This is a genomic window from Micromonospora sp. NPDC049139, from assembly GCF_055586845.1.
Window position 1 is genome coordinate 181,504 of sequence record NZ_JBVJHK010000002.1, and the last position, 15,807, is coordinate 197,310.

At 71.4% G+C, this 15,807-nt stretch carries 15 protein-coding genes; 5 read left to right on the plus strand and 10 right to left on the minus strand.

Translation table 11 applies throughout. The features are described 5' to 3' along the window. Positions 1 to 4 precede the first annotated feature (4 nt). A complete protein-coding gene (locus ACZ6Q9_RS04390) occupies positions 5 to 2,011 on the minus strand; it encodes a protein meaA (protein WP_393260993.1) in 2,007 nt (668 codons plus the stop codon). 151 nt (positions 2,012 to 2,162) lie between these two features. On the opposite strand from ACZ6Q9_RS04390, the gene ACZ6Q9_RS04395 reads away from it, so the two are divergent. After that, positions 2,163 to 3,011 (plus strand): ABC transporter ATP-binding protein, encoded by an 849-nt coding sequence (locus ACZ6Q9_RS04395; protein ID WP_396827739.1) that lies wholly within the window; start codon positions 2,163 to 2,165, stop codon positions 3,009 to 3,011. Further along, positions 3,008 to 3,850 (plus strand): ABC transporter permease, encoded by an 843-nt coding sequence (locus tag ACZ6Q9_RS04400; protein ID WP_393260997.1) that lies wholly within the window; start codon positions 3,008 to 3,010, stop codon positions 3,848 to 3,850. Before ACZ6Q9_RS04395 ends, ACZ6Q9_RS04400 begins: the two co-directional genes overlap by 4 nt. Positions 3,851 to 3,897: 47 nt before the next feature. Here the strand turns inward: ACZ6Q9_RS04400 and ACZ6Q9_RS04405 are convergent, their stop codons facing one another. Next, complete coding sequence (locus ACZ6Q9_RS04405) at positions 3,898 to 4,851, minus strand: ArsR family transcriptional regulator (RefSeq protein ID WP_396827742.1); 954 nt, start codon at positions 4,849 to 4,851, stop codon at positions 3,898 to 3,900. 58 nt (positions 4,852 to 4,909) lie between these two features. Here ACZ6Q9_RS04405 and ACZ6Q9_RS04410 point away from each other — a divergent pair, with 58 nt between their 5' ends. Further along, the gene (locus ACZ6Q9_RS04410; RefSeq protein WP_396827744.1) at positions 4,910 to 6,094 is read left to right on the plus strand and encodes an MFS transporter; all 1,185 of its coding nucleotides are present in this window, start codon (positions 4,910 to 4,912) and stop codon (positions 6,092 to 6,094) included. 31 nt (positions 6,095 to 6,125) lie between these two features. On the opposite strand, the gene ACZ6Q9_RS04415 is transcribed toward ACZ6Q9_RS04410, so the two are convergent. Beyond that, the gene (locus tag ACZ6Q9_RS04415; protein ID WP_396827746.1) at positions 6,126 to 6,974 is read right to left on the minus strand and encodes a 3-hydroxyacyl-CoA dehydrogenase family protein; all 849 of its coding nucleotides are present in this window, start codon (positions 6,972 to 6,974) and stop codon (positions 6,126 to 6,128) included. A 105-nt stretch (positions 6,975 to 7,079) separates the two neighbouring features. After that, on the minus strand, positions 7,080 to 8,516 hold the full coding sequence (gene murA, locus ACZ6Q9_RS04420; protein WP_363708966.1) for a UDP-N-acetylglucosamine 1-carboxyvinyltransferase: 1,437 nt from the start codon (positions 8,514 to 8,516) through the stop codon (positions 7,080 to 7,082). Between murA and ACZ6Q9_RS04425 the strand changes: the two genes are divergently transcribed. Beyond that, the gene (locus tag ACZ6Q9_RS04425) at positions 8,515 to 9,087 is read left to right on the plus strand and encodes a cob(I)yrinic acid a,c-diamide adenosyltransferase (RefSeq protein WP_357698798.1); all 573 of its coding nucleotides are present in this window, start codon (positions 8,515 to 8,517) and stop codon (positions 9,085 to 9,087) included. The genes murA and ACZ6Q9_RS04425 overlap by 2 nt on opposite strands. Then, the gene (locus tag ACZ6Q9_RS04430; protein ID WP_393261008.1) at positions 9,063 to 9,482 is read left to right on the plus strand and encodes a VOC family protein; all 420 of its coding nucleotides are present in this window, start codon (positions 9,063 to 9,065) and stop codon (positions 9,480 to 9,482) included. The genes ACZ6Q9_RS04425 and ACZ6Q9_RS04430 overlap by 25 nt, the downstream gene beginning before the upstream one ends. Before the next feature lie 93 nt (positions 9,483 to 9,575). Here the strand turns inward: ACZ6Q9_RS04430 and ACZ6Q9_RS04435 are convergent, their stop codons facing one another. The 6 genes from ACZ6Q9_RS04435 to atpA form a co-directional block, all read right to left on the minus strand. Further along, complete coding sequence (locus tag ACZ6Q9_RS04435) at positions 9,576 to 10,031, minus strand: DUF2550 domain-containing protein (RefSeq protein WP_393261011.1); 456 nt, start codon at positions 10,029 to 10,031, stop codon at positions 9,576 to 9,578. A 12-nt stretch (positions 10,032 to 10,043) separates the two neighbouring features. Then, positions 10,044 to 10,328: a F0F1 ATP synthase subunit epsilon gene (locus ACZ6Q9_RS04440; protein ID WP_350684044.1), complete on the minus strand. Its 285-nt coding sequence runs from the start codon at positions 10,326 to 10,328 to the stop codon at positions 10,044 to 10,046. Between the two features lie 89 nt (positions 10,329 to 10,417). Beyond that, positions 10,418 to 11,560, minus strand: a complete 1,143-nt coding sequence (locus ACZ6Q9_RS04445) for an LCP family protein (protein ID WP_393261013.1) — start codon at positions 11,558 to 11,560, stop codon at positions 10,418 to 10,420. A gap of 215 nt (positions 11,561 to 11,775) precedes the next feature. After that, positions 11,776 to 13,212, minus strand: a complete 1,437-nt coding sequence (gene atpD, locus ACZ6Q9_RS04450; RefSeq protein ID WP_357698810.1) for a F0F1 ATP synthase subunit beta — start codon at positions 13,210 to 13,212, stop codon at positions 11,776 to 11,778. After that, entirely contained in the window at positions 13,212 to 14,141 is a 930-nt protein-coding gene (locus tag ACZ6Q9_RS04455; RefSeq protein ID WP_393261016.1) for a F0F1 ATP synthase subunit gamma, read from the minus strand. The genes atpD and ACZ6Q9_RS04455 overlap by 1 nt, the downstream gene beginning before the upstream one ends. A gap of 10 nt (positions 14,142 to 14,151) precedes the next feature. Then, positions 14,152 to 15,807 carry a F0F1 ATP synthase subunit alpha gene (gene atpA, locus ACZ6Q9_RS04460; protein ID WP_357698815.1) on the minus strand — a complete coding sequence of 552 codons (1,656 nt, stop codon included), beginning with the start codon at positions 15,805 to 15,807 and terminating at the stop codon, positions 14,152 to 14,154.

Consider the following 15,807-nt stretch of genomic DNA (forward strand, 5'->3'; position numbering starts at 1 on the left):
CCCCTCAGCTCAGGCCGTTGGCCTCGCGAACCACGGTGACCAGGTCGTCGATGATGCCGGTGAGGGCGAAGTCCTTCGGCGTGAAGACCCGGGCCACCCCGGCGGCCCGGAGCTGCGCGGCGTCGCCGGCCGGGATGATCCCGCCGACCACCACGGGCAGGTCCGGCCGGCCGGCCGCGCGCAGCCCGTCCAGCACCGCCGGCACCGCGGCCAGGTGCGAGCCGGAGAGCACCGACAGGCCGACCAGGTCCACGTCCTCCTCGACGGCGGCGGCGACGATCTGCCCGGCGGTCAGCCGGATGCCCTGGTAGACCACCTCGAAGCCGGCGTCGCGGGCGCGTACCGCGATCTGCTCCGCGCCGTTGGAGTGCCCGTCCAGGCCGGGCTTGCCGACCAGCAGCCGCAGCCGGCCGCTGCCCAACTCGCGGGCCGTGGCGGCGACCCGCTCGCGGACGGCGGCCAGGGTGGCGTCCCCGCCGGCCCCGGCGGCGCCGGCCAGGCCGGTGGGGGCGCGGTACTCGCCGAAGACCTGCCGCAGCGCGCCGGCCCACTCGCCGGTGGTCACGCCGGCCCGCACGCACTCGAGCGTCGCCGGCATCAGGTTCGTGGTGGTCGCGGCGTCCGCGCGCAGTCGGGCCAGCGCCGCGTCCACGGCCGCCGCGTCCCGCCCGGCCCGCCATTCGCGTACGGCGGCCACGGCGGCCGCCTCCACCGCCGGGTCGACCTGTTCGACGGCCTCGGCACCGGCCGCGGTCAGCGGCGACGGCTCGGTCTCGGCGAACCGGTTGACCCCGACCACCACGTCGGTGCCCGCCTCCATCCGGCGTCGCCGCTCGGCCAGCGAGGCGACCAGCGCGCTCTTGAGGTAGCCGGTCTCCACGGCGGCCACCACGCCGCCCATCTCCAGCACCTTCTCCAGCTCGACCCGCGCCCCGGCGACGATCTCGTCGACCAGCGCGGTCATCACGTGCGAGCCCTCGAAGAGGTCCGGGTACTCCAGCAGGTCCGACTCGTACGCGAGCACCTGCTGCATGCGTAGCGACCACTGCTGGTCCCACGGCCGGGGCAGGCCGAGGGCCTCGTTCCAGGCGGGCAGCTGGACGGCGCGGGCCCGGGCGTCCCGGGACAGGGTCACGCCCAGCATCTCCAGCACGATGCGCTGGATGTTGTTCTCCGGCTGCGCCTCGGTCAGGCCCAGCGAGTTGACCTGCACGCCGTAGCGGAACCGACGCTGCTTCGGGTTCGCCACCCCGTAGCGCTCGCGGGTGATCTCGTCCCAGAGCGCGCCGAAGGCCCGCATCTTGGCGATCTCCTCGACGAAGCGCACACCGGCGTTGACGAAGAAGGAGACCCGCTGCACCACGTCGCCCATCCGCTCGGCGGGCACCTGGCCCGAGTCGCGGACCGCGTCGAGCACCGCGACGGCGGTGGAGAGCGCGAAACCGACCTCCTGCACCGGCGTCGCGCCGGCCTCCTGGAGGTGGTACGAGCAGATGTTCACCGGGTTCCACCGGGGCATCTCCCGCAGCGTGTACGCGATGACGTCGGCCGTGAGCCGCAGCGACGCCGCCGGCGGGAAGATGTAGGTGCCCCGGGAGAGGTACTCCTTGATGATGTCGTTCTGCGTGGTGCCGGCGCAGCGGGCCAGCTCGGCCCCCTGCTCCGCGCCGACCGTGCCGTAGAGGGCGAGCAGCCACATCGCGGGCGCGTTGATGGTCATGGACGTGTTCATCTCGGCCAACGGGATGCCCGTGAAGAGGGCCCGCATGTCGCCGAGGTGCGCCACCGGGACGCCCACCCGGCCGACCTCACCGGCGGCGAGTTCGTGGTCGGGGTCGTAGCCGGTCTGCGTCGGCAGATCGAAGGCGACCGACAGGCCGGTCTGCCCCTTCGCCAGGTTGCGGCGGAAGAGCGCGTTCGTGGCGGCGGCCGAGCTGTGCCCGGCGTACGTGCGCATCACCCACGGGCGGTCGCGTTCGGGCAGCCGACCCGGGAGAGCCTTCTCGTCCATGGCGGGAGTCTAAGTTACCGTTCAGTCACCGGCGCTGTGGAAAACCACACAGCTCCATGGAGCGGACGCCCGGGTGCGAAGCTCCCGACATGGGCCGGAGCCCCACACCCCGGGCGGGTCACGGCCACGGCCAGGACGCACACTTGACGACATGGATGACGAGCTCGCGATCTCCGTCCGGGGGCTGCGCAAGGCGTACGGCGACAACGTCGCCGTGGCGGGCCTGGACCTGGACGTCCGCCGCGGCGAGGTGTTCGCCCTGCTCGGCCCCAACGGCGCCGGCAAGACCACCACGGTGGAGATCCTGGAGGGCTACCGTCGGCGCGACGCCGGCGAGGTCTCGGTGCTCGGCAGCGACCCGGCCGGGCCGGCCGCCGACTGGCGCTCCCGGGTGGGCATCGTGCTCCAGGGCACGGGCGAGTTCGACGAGCTGACCGTCGCGGAGGTGGTGCGCCACTTCGCCGGCTTCTACGCCGGGGCGGACGACCCGGACAAGGTCATCGAGCGGGTGGGGCTGGCCGGCAAGGCGAAGGCGCGTACGCACACCCTCTCCGGCGGGCAGAAGCGCCGGCTCGACGTGGCGCTCGGCATCGTCGGCCGCCCCGAGCTGCTCTTCCTGGACGAGCCGACCACCGGCTTCGACCCCGAGGCGCGCCGGGAGTTCTGGGAGCTGATCCGGGACCTGGCCGCCGCCGGCACCACCATCGTGCTGACCACCCACTACCTCGACGAGGCCGAGGCGTTGGCCGACCGGGTCGGCGTGATCGCCGGCGGACGGCTGGTCGAGGTCGCCGGACCCGACCGGCTGGGCGACCGGCAGGCGGCCCTCGCGACGGTCTCCTGGCGTACGCCGGAGGGGGCGCTGGAGACGGCGGAGAGCGCGACGCCGACGGCGCTGGTGGCCGAACTGGCGGCGCGCTTCGGCGGCGAGGTCCCCGGCCTGACGGTGACCCGGCCGACCCTGGAGGACGTCTACCTGCGGATGATCGGACACCGATGACCACCACGACGAAGCCCGTCCCACCGGCCACCACGGCCGCCCGACGGCCCGGTCCGGTCGCCCTCGGCCTGCGGCAGGGCCGGCTGGAGATCACTCAGTTCCTGCGCAGCCGGGAGTCCGTCGTCTTCACGATGGGCTTCCCGGTCATCATGATCGTGATCTTCGCGGCGATCTTCGACGACCGGATCGCGCCCGGGGTCAGCTACACCCAGTACTTCATCACCGGCATGATCGCCACCGGCCTGATGACCGTCAGCTTCCAGAACCTCGGCATCTGGATCCCGATCGAGCGGGACCGGGGGGTGCTCAAGCGCTACCGGGGCACGCCGATGCCGAAGTGGGTCTGGTTCGCCGGCAAGGTCCTGATGGTCGTCGCCATCGGCATCGCGGAGACCGTGCTGCTGCTCGCCGTCTCGGTGGCGCTGTTCGACCTGGAGCTGCCCGGCACCGCCGCGAAGTGGCTCACCTTCGGCTGGGTGTCGGTGCTCGGCGTCACCGCCTGCACGCTGTGCGGCATCGCCATCTCGTCGCTGGCCCGCACCGCCCGCAGCGGCTCGGCCGTGGTCACCCCCGTCGCGCTGGTGCTCCAGTTCATCTCCGGCGTGTTCTTCGTCTTCACCGAGCTGCCGAGCTGGATGCAGCAGGTGGCGGCGCTCTTCCCGCTGAAGTGGATGTGCCAGGGCCTGCGCTCGGTCTTCCTGCCGGAGAGCTTCGGCGCCCGCGAGCCGGGCGGTTCGTTCGAGCTGGACCGGGTCGCCCTGGTGCTCGTCGCCTGGTGCGTGGTCGGCCTGGTGCTCTGCCTGACCACGTTCCGCTGGACGACCAAGCGCGACGGCTGAGCCGGACGGGGCCCTCCCCCGCCCCGCCGGCGGCCAGGCGGCCTCGCTCACCCGCCGGCGGCGAGCGCGGCGCCGAGCGGCGTACGCCAGTAGAGCACCTCGCGCCCGGACCGCCGCTTGCCGACGGCGCCCGCGTCCAGCAGCACCCGCAGGTGGCCGCTCACCGTCCCGAGGGACAACCCGGTCACCACCACGAGCTGCGAGGTGCTCAGCGGCGTGTCCAACCTGGCCAGGATGTTGGCCCGGTTGGCGCCGATCAGCCGGGCGAGCCCGTCGGGTGCCGGTGAGGTGGGATCGACCAGGATCCCGCGCGCCGGATACACCATCCCGAAGCGGGTCGGCTTGTCCCAGACCACCCAGCCGCGACGGCAGTGCGCCGGGAGGAAGACCAACTGCTCGGCCTCGTCCAGCGACAGCGGCGGCTCCGGGTAGTCGTTGACCTGGAGCCGCCCGTCGCCCAGCCAGCGCATGTTCCGGTTGAGGTCGGCGACCACCCCGGCCCAGCCGCCCGTGCTCAAGGCGGCGGTGCGAGCCACGATGTCCGCCCGGAGCCGGCGTTCCCGCTCCGGCCACTCCGGCTCGACGGTGTACGTCCAGACCCAGTCGAGGAGCCCCACCACCTGCCCGGTGAGACCGTCCGCCAGCAACTCGGCGGCGAGCGGCTCCGGGCGGGTGGCGCGCAGGTCGGCCCGGATTCGCTCGTCGGACAACCGCCCGACGGCCGCCAGCTCCGCCGCGAACGTCGGTTCCGGCGAGGCGGGAGCGACGGTGAGGAAGTCCGCGGTCCACCGGGGGTGGAACGACGCGGGCAGCAGCGCCCGGAGCACCGGCCGACCGGCCAGCATCCGCCGGAACGCCTCGACGTGCCGCCCCCGCCACGCCCGCTGCCACGGGGTACGCGGGTCGTGCAGCGCGCGCAGCGCGGCGATCGTGTCGACCATCGGCGAGACCGCGAAGCGGCTCCGCGCGAGTAGGTCCGACGGCACCTGCCAGACGCCCACGTTTCGCCTCCAGACGTAACCCTACGAGATCCACCCGGCACCCCACACGATGGCGCCCGTGAGAACGTACGCAGATCTGTTCGCGGTCCGGGAGTTCCGCAACCTGTTCCTCGCGAACTGCGCGGGAATCGCGGCGCACACGACGTCGGCGCTGGCGCTGGGCGCGCTGACCTACGCGTCGACCGGCTCGGCGCTGCTCACCGCGCTGAGCATGTTCGGCGCACCGCTCGCCGGCGTGCTCGGCAGCCTGACGTTGCTGTCGGCCGCGGACAGCGTGCCGCCCCGCCGGGCGCTGACCCTCGCCGCTGTGCTGGTCGCCGCCGGAGCGGCGCTGCAGGTTGTGCCCGGCCTGCCGCTGTGGGCCCGGTTCGCGGTCGTCTTCGCCAGCGCGTACGTCGGCTCGATCACCGCCGGAGCCCGGTGGGCACTGCTCACCGACATCCTGCCGGCCGACGCGTACGTGCTGGGCAGGTCCACCCTGAACACCAGCGTCGGGGCGATGCAGATCGCCGGGTTCGGACTTGCCGGCGTCCTGCTGGCCTGGCTGACCCCGTACGAGGTGTTCCTGCTCTCGGCGGTGCTGCGGATGGTGGCGGCGGCGGTCGGGTGGTGCGGGATCTCGGAACGCCCGGCCCGGACCACCGCCCGGACGACGGTCGGACGCACGCTCAGGGTGAACCGGGAACTGTGGACGGATCCCGGCCGCCGGTCGCTCCTGCTCAACCTGTGGGTGCCGGGCGGCCTGGTCGTCGGTTGCGAGGCGCTGTTCGTGCCCTACGCCGGTGACCGGGCCGGCTTCCTCTTCGCCGCCGCAGCCCTCGGCATGCTGGCGGGCGACATCGTGGTGGGGCGGTCCCTGCCGCCGGCCACGCGGGACCGGCTGGTCCCCGCCCTGCGACTGCTACTCGCCCTGCCTTACCTGGCCTTCGCGCTGTCGCCGGCGCTGCCGCTGGCCATGGCCGTCGCGGCCGTCGCCTCGGCGGGCTTCGCCGCCGGGCTGCCGTTGCAGGAGCGGCTGATCGCCCACTCGCCCGCCGAGATCCGGGGCCAGGTGCTCGGCCTGCACCACAACGGGATGCTGGCCGCGCAGGCGCTGTGTGCCGTGCTCGCCGGCGCGGTCGCGGACCTGGTCCCGGCGAACTGGGCCGTCGCGCTGCTCGCCGCGGCGTCGCTGGCGGCCACGCTCGTGCTCACCGCCGGGCTGCGGCGGACCGCCCCCGCACCGGTGGAGGCGGTCCGCTGAGCGGCCGGCGAAGGTCGCGCCCGGCCGCCCGTCAGTACGTGTAGAAGCCCTTGCCGGACTTGCGGCCGAGGTCGCCGGCGGTGGCCATGCGCTGGAGCAGCTCCGGCGGGAAGAACTTCTCGTCCGCGGTGTCGGTGTAGATGTTCTTCGTGGCGTTGAGCAGCACGTCCACGCCGGTCAGGTCGATCGTCGCCAGCGGGCCCATGGCGTGGCCGAAGCCGAGCTTGCAGGCCGTGTCCAGGTCCTCGGCGGAGACCACGCCGGACTCGACCAGCTTGACCGCCTCCATGGCGAGCGCGCTGATCAGCCGGGTGGTGACGAAGCCGGCGATGTCCCGGTTGACCACCACGACGGTCTTGCCGATCCCCTCGGCGAACGCCTTCGCCGTCGCCAGGGTCTCGTCGCTGGTCTTGTAGCCGCGCACCAGCTCGCAGAGCTTCATCATCGGCACCGGTGAGAAGAAGTGGGTGCCGACGACCGCCTCCGGCCGCTCGGTCGCCGTGGCGATCTGGGTCACCGGGATGGCCGAGGTGTTGGTGGCCAGGATCGCGTCGGGCCGGCAGATCTTGTCGAGCGCCCGGAACACCTCGTGCTTGATCTCGATTTTCTCGAAGACCGCCTCGACGACGATGTCCGCGTCCGCCGCCGCCTCCAGGTCGGTGGTCGGGGTGATCCGACCGAGCGCCGCGTCGACGTCGGACGCCTCGATCTTCCCCTTCTGGGCGAATCTCTCCAGCGACTTTCGGATGCCGTCCACGCCCCGCTTGGTGGCCGCGTCGTCCAGGTCCCGCAGCGTCACCTGCCAGCCCGCCTGCGCCGCCACCTGGGCGATGCCCGAGCCCATCAGCCCGGCCCCGACGACCGCGAGTCGACCCGCCATCTGCTTCTCCCTCGCCTGAATGAGTGTCTGCCAGCACCCTAGTCGGCACGCCTGAACGGATGCTAAGGCGTGTCGCCCGGGCGGCGGACGGCAGCGGCGGGGCCGTCAGATGGTGAGGTCCGGCTCCTCCGGCGCGGTGCCCGGCTCCACCTCGACGCCGAGGGCCCGCAGGTCCGCCGCGAAGTCTGGGTAGCCCCGGTCCACGTGGTGCACGTGGGAGACCTCGGTGACCCCCTCGGCGCAGAGCCCGGCGATGATCAGCCCCGCGCCGGCCCGGATGTCGGTGGCGCGTACGGGGGCGCCGGAGAGCCGCTCGCGGCCGCGTACCACCGCGTGGTGCCCGTCGGTCTTGATGTCCGCGCCCAGCCGCATCATCTCGTTGGCGAACATGAACCGGCCGTCGAAGATGTTCTCGGTGATCAGGGACGCGCCGTCGCTGACCGCCGCCAGGCCGATCGCCATCGGCAGCAGGTCGGTGGCGAAGCCCGGGTACGGCAGGGTGACCACGTCCACCGCCTTCGGCCGGTCGTCCATCCGTACTCGGAACGCGTCGCCCCTGGTCTCCACCAGGCCACCGGCGGAGACCAGCTTGTCGAGCGCGACCTCCAGGAACCCCGGCTCCACCCCGGTGACGGTGACGTCCCCCCGGGTCATCGCCGCGCCGAAGGCCCAGGTGCCGGCCACGATCCGGTCCCCCACCGTGGCGTGCCGCACCGGCCGCAGCCCGGGCACCCCCTCGATGTGCAGCGTCGACGTGCCGGCGCCGGAGATCCGCGCGCCCATCTGGTTGAGCATGGTGCAGATGTCGACGATCTCCGGCTCGCGGGCCGCGTTGTCGATGACGCTGGCCCCGCGGGCCAGCACCGCCGCCATGACCAGGTTCTCCGTCGCCCCGACGCTGGGGAAGTCGAGCATGATCTCCGCGCCGTGCAACCCGTGCGGCGCCGAGGCGATCACGAAGCCGTGCTCGCCCGAGATCTCCGCGCCCATCCGGGTCAGCCCGGAGATGTGCATGTCCAGCCCCCGCGAGCCGATGGCGTCCCCGCCGGGGTGGGCCACCCGCACGTACCCGAGGCGGGCCAACAGCGGGCCGAGCACGCAGATGGAGGCGCGCAACCGGCGGACGAGGTCGTAGTCGGCCTCGGTGCCGGGCTGTTCGGGCACGTCGATGACGACCGACCGGGACCGGGCCACCCCGCCGTGCGCGACCATCGGGTCGACCGGGTCGTCGGCGTCGAAGCGGATGCCGCAGCCGAGCCGGCGGAGCACCTCGCCCATGATCGCGATGTCGGTGATCCGCGGGACGTTGGTGATCACGCTGCGTCCCGGGGCGAGCAGCGCGGCGGCCATCAGCTTCAGTGCCGAGTTCTTCGCGCCGACGACGTGCACCGTGCCGGCCAGGCGGGCATCGCCGCGCACCCGGATGACGTCGACGTCGTTGACCGCCGGGTCACCGGCGTCCCCGGGGCCCACCCCGCCCGGCCGGAGTGCGCCCGGGCGCACCGGGATCGTCAGGTCCGGTATCCGTAGGCTGTGCGTCATGGCCGTCCACCTCACGCGCATCTACACCAAGGCCGGCGACGCCGGCATGACCAGGCTGAGCAACAACGAACAGGTGCCGAAGACCGATCCGCGGATCACCGCGTACGCGGACGTCGACGAGTGCAACGCCGCGATCGGCGTGGCGCTCGCGCTGGGGCAGCTCGACGACGAGCTGCGGGGCGTCCTGGCGTCGATCCAGAACGACATGTTCGACGTGGGCGCCGACCTGGCCACCCCGGTGGAGCCGGACCCGAAGTACCCGCCGCTGCGGGTCACCGAGGAGTACGTCGAGCGCATCGAGGGTTGGTGCGACGAGTACAACGCACGCCTGAGCAAGCTCGACTCCTTCATCCTCCCCGGCGGCACCGCGGGTGCGGCGCTGCTGCACGTGGCGCGGACGGTCGCCCGACGCGCCGAGCGGGCGGCGTGGGCCCTGGTCGCGCACGACCCTGAGCGGACCAGCTCGCTCCCGGCAAAGTATCTCAACCGGCTCTCTGACCTGCTGTTCATCCTGGCAAGAACCGCCAATCCCGGTGGAGATGTGCTATGGGTGCCGGGCGGCAGGCGCTGACCGCCGGCGCGCTGCACCACGTCGAGATCTGGGTACCCGACCTGGCCGCCGCGATACGCGGCTGGGGCTGGCTCCTCGGCGAGCTGGGCTGGACGCCGTTCCAGGAGTGGCCGGCCGGCCGCTCCTGGCGGCTCGGCCCGACGTACCTCGTGGTGGAGCAGTCACCGGCGCTGCGCGGGCGGCGGCACGACCGGCTCGCCCCGGGCCTCAATCACCTGGCCTTCCACGCCGGCCCGCCCGCCGCGGTGGACCGGCTGGTCGCGGCGGCGCCGGCACACGGCTGGACGCTGCTCTTCCCCGACCTGCATCCCCACGCCGGCGGCCCGCAGACCTACGCCGCCTACCTCACCGACAACCAGGGGTACGAGGTGGAACTGGTGGCTTCGGCCGCCTGAGGCGTCTCTCAGCTTGCGGTGGGGTGTCTCCGGGTCACTCTCGTCGCGAAGCAGGCGGCTCGGCGGCGTGGGAGATTCCTGAAGAGGATGTGGTCAGGCGGCGGGCCAGTCCTGGGAGGCCAGACGCGGCGAGGCCGCCCCCGGAGGGGCGGCCTCGAGCCAGGAGAGGAACCCGGTGACGGTGGATCGCGCCATGGCGATCTCGACCGGAGCGTGGTTGCTGGTACAGCGGAGGATGACCCAGTCGGCGGGCATGGAGAGGCGTTCCTGCCCCTCCGGCAGCCGCCGGCGCTCCACGGCCAGCCCTTTGCGGGAGAGCACCCGCGTGGGACGGATGGCGAAGCTGAAGACCCGGTACCAGCGGAGTTCGTCGCCGACGAACCGGCCGAAGCCGGGGGACCAGCCGCGGCCGTCGAGCATCGTGGAGGTCCGGACGCCGAGCCGGATGATGCCTCCGCTACGCGTGACGACGGCCCGCCGGGCGAAGAGGATCAGGAGCGCGCCGAGGATGACGACTACGCCGATTCCGATCCCTTCGACGATCCCCATCGGCGGTGCGGCTCAGCGACTCTGTGCGGCGGAAACCGGGGTGGCGCTCTCGGCCAGGACGGTGACGCCGTCGGCGGTCACCGAGAGGAAGCCACCGGCGACCTCGTAGGAGACCTGCTCGCCACCGGCGAGCTTGATGCGTACCTGGCCGGGCTCGGCGAGCTGGCCGAGCAGGGGCGCGTGCCCCGGCAGCACACCCAGCTCACCCTCGGTCGTCCGGGCGACGACCATCTCGGCGTCACCGGACCAGACCTTCTCCTCGACGGCTACGAGCTCGACGTGAAGCTGCTGTGCCACGCTGTCTCCTTGCTGCGGCGGCGGATTGTCGAAAGTCTAGTCTTGCCGCGGACGCGCCCCCAACGCGGGTGGCGAGACCTGCGCCACGGCTATTTGGCCTTGTTCTGGAAGTCGGGGTGCTCCAACAGGAACGCGTCCAGCTGCTCGTTCTTCAGGGCGGTGAAGAAGTCGTCGACCTCCGGCTCGAAGCGCTCGCCCCGGTACTTCCCGTTCTCGGTGACCCCGCCGCCGGGCAGCTTGACCATCTGGATCGTCTCCGGGCGGATGTTCTTCAGCGCGATGCCGAAGTCGATCACGCTGTTGCCGCGGCCACTGAAGATCAGCGACTGCCCGGCCGCCCGCAGCACCCGGTCCAGCTTGATCGGGTTCGTCACCACGTCGGCGCTCAACGCCTGCCCGGCCATTGCCTTGACGAACTGCTGCTGGTGGCGCTGCCGGCCGTAGTCTCCGTCCGGGACGCCGTTCTTCGGGTAGCGCTGCCGGACGTAGTCGAGCGCCTGCCAGCCGCTGAGGTGCTGGTTGCCCTTCTTGTAGACCGCCTGCGGGCCGACGTAGCCCTCGCCGTACGGGTTGCCCTTGCGGTGCTTGCCGTTCGGCTCGCGGTGCTCGGAGCGCACCTCGCGCTCGATGTACATGTCGACGCCGCCCATCGCGTCGACGATCTTCTGGAAGCCGTTGAAGTTGATGATCGCGCCGGCGTCGAAGCGCTTGATGCCGGTGACCTTCTGCACCGTCGTCGCCAGTAACTCGAAGCCCCGGGCGGCGTCCGGGTTGCCGCCGGGCACCCGGCTGCCGTACGACATCGCCGCGTTGAGCTTGTCTGTGCCGCCGTTGAACTCCGCCCGGCTGAACTTGGGGATCTCCACGATGAGGTCGCGCGGCATCGAGAAGAGGTAGGCGCGGTCCATCTCGGCGGGCACGTGCAGCACCATGATCGAGTCGGCCAGTGGCGGCGTCTCCGGGTTGCGCGGGTCGATGCCGACCAGCAGGATGTTGAGGGGGCCCTTGATGTCGCTCTTGCGCTCCTTCGCCCCGGCGGCCTGGTCGCCGAAGAGGTCGGCCTTGCCCACCGCGCCCTCGTAGCGGGCCATCAGCGCCTCGGCGCCGACCAGGACCACGCCGCTGAGCAGCATCAGGACGGCACCGAACACGGTGCAGGCCCGGGCCCACCGCGGCACCCCCGACCACACGGACGACTTGCCGCCGCCCTTGCCGGCCTTACCCACGATCATCTCCGTTCGTCACGCCCACGATCAGGAGACGGGCGCACGCAGCCGATTGATTGCACAGATCGACGCTCGCTTCCGGCGAGCGCGCGGATCGACGGTACCTCGCGTTCGGCTTGATCGCCGACCGCGCGGAACCGGGCAGCGGCGATCATAAGGCCCGAAGATGAACGAAAGGCCGCCCCGGCATTGCCGGGACGGCCTTTCTCAGGACCGACAGGTCAGCCCTTCATCAGCTCCGCCGCCTTGCGCTCCAGGTCCTCCAGACCGCCGCACATGAAGAAGGCCTGCTCGGGGAAGTGGTCGTACTCACCCTCGCTGATCTTCTTGAACGCCTCGATGGTCTCCTTGATCGGGACCGTCGAGCCCGGTACGCCGGTGAACTGCTCGGCGGCGTAGGTGTTCTGCGACAGGAAGCGCTCGATCCGCCGCGCACGCTGCACGGTGATCTTGTCTTCCTCGGAGAGCTCCTCGATACCGAGGATGGCGATGATGTCCTGCAGGTCCTTGTACTTCTGCAGGATCCGCTTCACCTCGGTCGCCACCGCGAAGTGCTCGGCGCCGACGAACTCCGGGGCGAGGATCCGGGACGAGGACGCCAGCGGGTCCACGGCCGGGTAGATGCCCTTGTCGGAGATCGACCGCTCCAGGTTGGTGGTCGCGTCGAGGTGGGCGAACGTGGTGGCCGGGGCGGGGTCGGTGTAGTCGTCCGCCGGCACGTAGATCGCCTGCATCGAGGTGATGGCCTGGCCCCGGACGGAGGTGATCCGCTCCTGGAGCTCGCCCATCTCGTCGGCCAGGGTCGGCTGGTAACCCACGGCGCTCGGCATGCGGCCGAGCAGGGTGGAGACCTCCGAACCCGCCTGGGTGAAGCGGAAGATGTTGTCGATGAAGAGCAGCACCTCCTGCTTCTTCACGTCCCGGAAGTACTCGGCCATGGTCAGCGCGGAGAGCGCCACCCGCAGCCGGGTGCCCGGCGGCTCGTCCATCTGGCCGTAGACCAGCGCGGTCTTGTCGATGACGCCGGACTCGGTCATCTCGGCGATGAGGTCGTTGCCCTCACGGGTGCGCTCACCCACGCCGGCGAAGACCGACGTACCACCGAAGTTCCGGGCGACACGGGTGATCATCTCCTGGATGAGCACCGTCTTGCCCACGCCGGCGCCGCCGAACAGACCGATCTTGCCACCCTTGACGTACGGGGCGAGCAGGTCGATGACCTTGATGCCGGTCTCCAGCATCTCGGTCTTCGGCTCCAGGTCCGCGAAGGCCGGGGCCTTGCGGTGGATGCCCCAGTGGTCGTCCGGCTGGAGCGTCTCGCCCTCGGTGAGGTTGAGGCACTCGCCGATCGCGTTGAACACGTGGCCCTTCACCGTGTCGCCCACCGGCACGGTGATCGGCGAGCCGGTGTCGCGCACCTCGGTGCCGCGGACCAGGCCGTCGGTCGGCTGCATCGAGATGGCGCGGACCATGTTGTCACCCAGGTGCTGGGCGACCTCCAGGGTCAGCGTCTTCTCGCCGCCGGAGAGCGTCACGTCCACGTGCAGGGCGTTGAACAGGGCCGGCATGGCGTCGCGCGGGAACTCGGCGTCGACGACCGGGCCGATGACCCGGACCACGCGACCCGTGGCCGTCTTGGTCTCTACTGGGGCAGTCATCACACTTCACTTCCCGACGCGGCCAGCGCGTTCGCGCCGCCGACGATCTCGCTGATCTCCTGGGTGATCCCGGCCTGGCGGGCCGAGTTCATCTCACGCGTGTACTTCTCGATCATCTCTTCGGCGTTGTCGGTGGCGCTCTTCATCGCCCGCCGACGGGCCGCCGACTCGCTGGCCGCCGACTCCAGCAACGCCGCGTAGATCCGCGTGTTGATGTACTTCGGCAACAGCGCGTCGAGCAGCGCCTCCGCCTCCGGCTCGAACTCGTACGCCGGCAGCAGGCCCTCGGACCGGGGACGGTCCTCGACCTGCATCGGCCCGATGATCTTCGCGACCGGGGTCTGGGTCATCAGGGAGTGGAACTCGGTGTAGACGATGTGCAGCTCGTCGATACCGAGCACCCCGTCCGGCCCGGCGCCGCCGTCGACGTCGTCCGCGCCGGCCGTGAACGCCTTGATCAGCGTCTCGCCCACGGCGCGGGCGTCGGCGAACGTCGGCTGCTCCGAGAACCCGGTCCAGTTCGCCTCGATCGGCCGGTCACGGAAGCGGAAGAAACCGACGCCCTTGCGCCCGATGACGTAGAGCACCGGCTCCTTGCCGTCGGCACGGAGCCGGGCGATCAGCGACTCCGCCGTCTTGATCGCGTTGGAGCTGTAACCGCCGGCCAGGCCACGGTCGGAGGTGACCAGCAGGACGCCCGCCCGCCGCACCCGCGGACGCGGGGTGAGCAGCGGGTGGTCGATCCGCGCGTTGGACGCCAGCGCCGTGAGCACACCGGTGATGGCCTGGGCGTACGGCAGGGACGCCTCCACCCGGGCCTGGGCCTTGGCGATCCGGCTCGTCGCCACGAGCTCCATCGCCTTGGTGATCTTCTTCATCCCCTTCGCCGAGCGGATCCGTTGACGAAGAACGCGTACCTGGGCCGCCATGAATCAGCCCTTACTGGTTCTCGACCGGGCGGTCGGTCGTGCCGTCACGGAAGCGGGTCACCGTCTCGCGGTTCTCCTCGCCCTCGAGCGGCGCGGCCGGGGCCTCGTTGATCCGACGCTCGTCGGCCTTGCCGAGGAAGAGCTGCTTGAACTCGGTGATGGCGCGGTCGAGCGAGCCGACGATCTCGTCGTCCCACTTGTTGTCGGCGATGCCGGCCAGCACACCCTCGTGCTTGTGGCGCAGGTACTGGAGGAACTCCGACTCGAAGCGGCGGACCTCACCCACGGGGATGTCGTCCAGCTTGCCCTCGGTGCCGGCCCAGACCGAGACGACCTGCTCCTGCACCGGGTACGGCGAGTAGTTCGACTGCTTCAGCAGCTCGACCAGGCGGGAACCGCGCTCCAGCTGGGCGCGGGAGGCCTTGTCCAGGTCGGAGGCGAAGGCGGCGAACGCCTCCAGCTCGCGGTACTGGGCCAGGTTGAGCCGCAGCGACCCGGCGACCTTCCGCATCGGCTTCACCTGCGCGGCGCCACCGACCCGGGAGACCGAGGTGCCGACGTTGATGGCCGGCCGGACGCCCTGGTTGAACAGGTCGGTCTCGAGGAAGATCTGGCCGTCGGTGATGGAGATGACGTTGGTCGGGATGAAGGCCGAGATGTCGTTGGCCTTCGTCTCGATGATCGGCAGGCCGGTCATCGAGCCGCCGCCGAGCTCGTCGGAGAGCTTCGCGCAGCGCTCCAGCAGCCGGGAGTGCAGGTAGAAGACGTCACCCGGGTACGCCTCGCGGCCCGGCGGGCGGCGCAGCAGCAGCGACACGGCGCGGTACGCCTCGGCCTGCTTGCTCAGGTCGTCGAAGACGATCAGGACGTGCTTGCCGCCGTACATCCAGTGCTGCCCGATGGACGAGCCGGTGTACGGGGCGAGGTACTTGAAGCCGGCCGGGTCGGAGGCCGGGGAGGCGACGATGGTGGTGTACTCCATCGCGCCCGCCTCCTCCAGGACGCCCTTGATCGAGGCGACCGTGGAGGCCTTCTGGCCGATGGCGACGTAGATGCAGCGGACCTGCTTCTTCGGGTCGCCGGAGCGCCAGTTGTCCCGCTGGTTGAGGATGGTGTCCAGCGCGACGGTGGTCTTGCCGGTCTTCCGGTCACCGATGATCAGCTGACGCTGCCCACGGCCGATCGGGGTCATGGCGTCGACGGCCTTGAGGCCGGTCTGCAGCGGCTCGTCGACCGACTGCCGGGCCATCACGTTCGGGGCCTGGAGCTCCAGCTCGCGGAAGCCCTCGTTGGCGATGTCGCCGAGGCCGTCGATCGGCTGGCCGAGCGCGTTGACCACGCGGCCGAGGAAGGCGTCGCCGACCGGCACGGAGAGCACCCGGCCGGTGCGCTTGACGCGCTGCCCCTCTTCGAGCTTGGCGGAGTCACCGAGAACGACGACACCGATCTCCCGGACGTCGAGGTTCAGCGCCACACCCAGGGTGCCGTCCTCAAACTCCAGGAGCTCGTTGGTCATGGTCGAGGGGAGGCCCTCGACGTGGGCGATGCCGTCGCCGGTGTCGGCGACGGTGCCGACCTCCTCGCGGGAGAGTTCGGACGAGTAGGAGGAGACGTAGCGCTCCAGGGCGCCGCGGATCTCCTCCGTCGAGATGGTCAGCTCGGCCAT

Bases quoted from the DNA above. Each gene is read 5' to 3' on its own strand.
- ACZ6Q9_RS04395 (WP_396827739.1), top strand. From the start codon at position 2,163: ATGGATGACGAGCTCGCGATCTCCGTCCGGGGGCTGCGCAAGGCGTAC.
- atpD (WP_357698810.1), bottom strand. From the start codon at position 13,212: ATGACTGCCCCAGTAGAGACCAAGACGGCCACGGGTCGCGTGGTCCGG.
- ACZ6Q9_RS04445 (WP_393261013.1), bottom strand. From the start codon at position 11,560: ATGATCGTGGGTAAGGCCGGCAAGGGCGGCGGCAAGTCGTCCGTGTGG.
- ACZ6Q9_RS04455 (WP_393261016.1), bottom strand. From the start codon at position 14,141: ATGGCGGCCCAGGTACGCGTTCTTCGTCAACGGATCCGCTCGGCGAAG.
- murA (WP_363708966.1), bottom strand. From the start codon at position 8,516: ATGACGCACAGCCTACGGATACCGGACCTGACGATCCCGGTGCGCCCG.
- atpA (WP_357698815.1), bottom strand. From the start codon at position 15,807: ATGGCCGAGCTGACCATCTCGACGGAGGAGATCCGCGGCGCCCTGGAG.
- ACZ6Q9_RS04435 (WP_393261011.1), bottom strand. From the start codon at position 10,031: ATGGGGATCGTCGAAGGGATCGGAATCGGCGTAGTCGTCATCCTCGGC.
- ACZ6Q9_RS04390 (WP_393260993.1), bottom strand. From the start codon at position 2,011: ATGGACGAGAAGGCTCTCCCGGGTCGGCTGCCCGAACGCGACCGCCCG.
- ACZ6Q9_RS04430 (WP_393261008.1), top strand. From the start codon at position 9,063: ATGGGTGCCGGGCGGCAGGCGCTGACCGCCGGCGCGCTGCACCACGTC.
- ACZ6Q9_RS04415 (WP_396827746.1), bottom strand. From the start codon at position 6,974: ATGGCGGGTCGACTCGCGGTCGTCGGGGCCGGGCTGATGGGCTCGGGC.
- ACZ6Q9_RS04400 (WP_393260997.1), top strand. From the start codon at position 3,008: ATGACCACCACGACGAAGCCCGTCCCACCGGCCACCACGGCCGCCCGA.
- ACZ6Q9_RS04425 (WP_357698798.1), top strand. From the start codon at position 8,515: ATGGCCGTCCACCTCACGCGCATCTACACCAAGGCCGGCGACGCCGGC.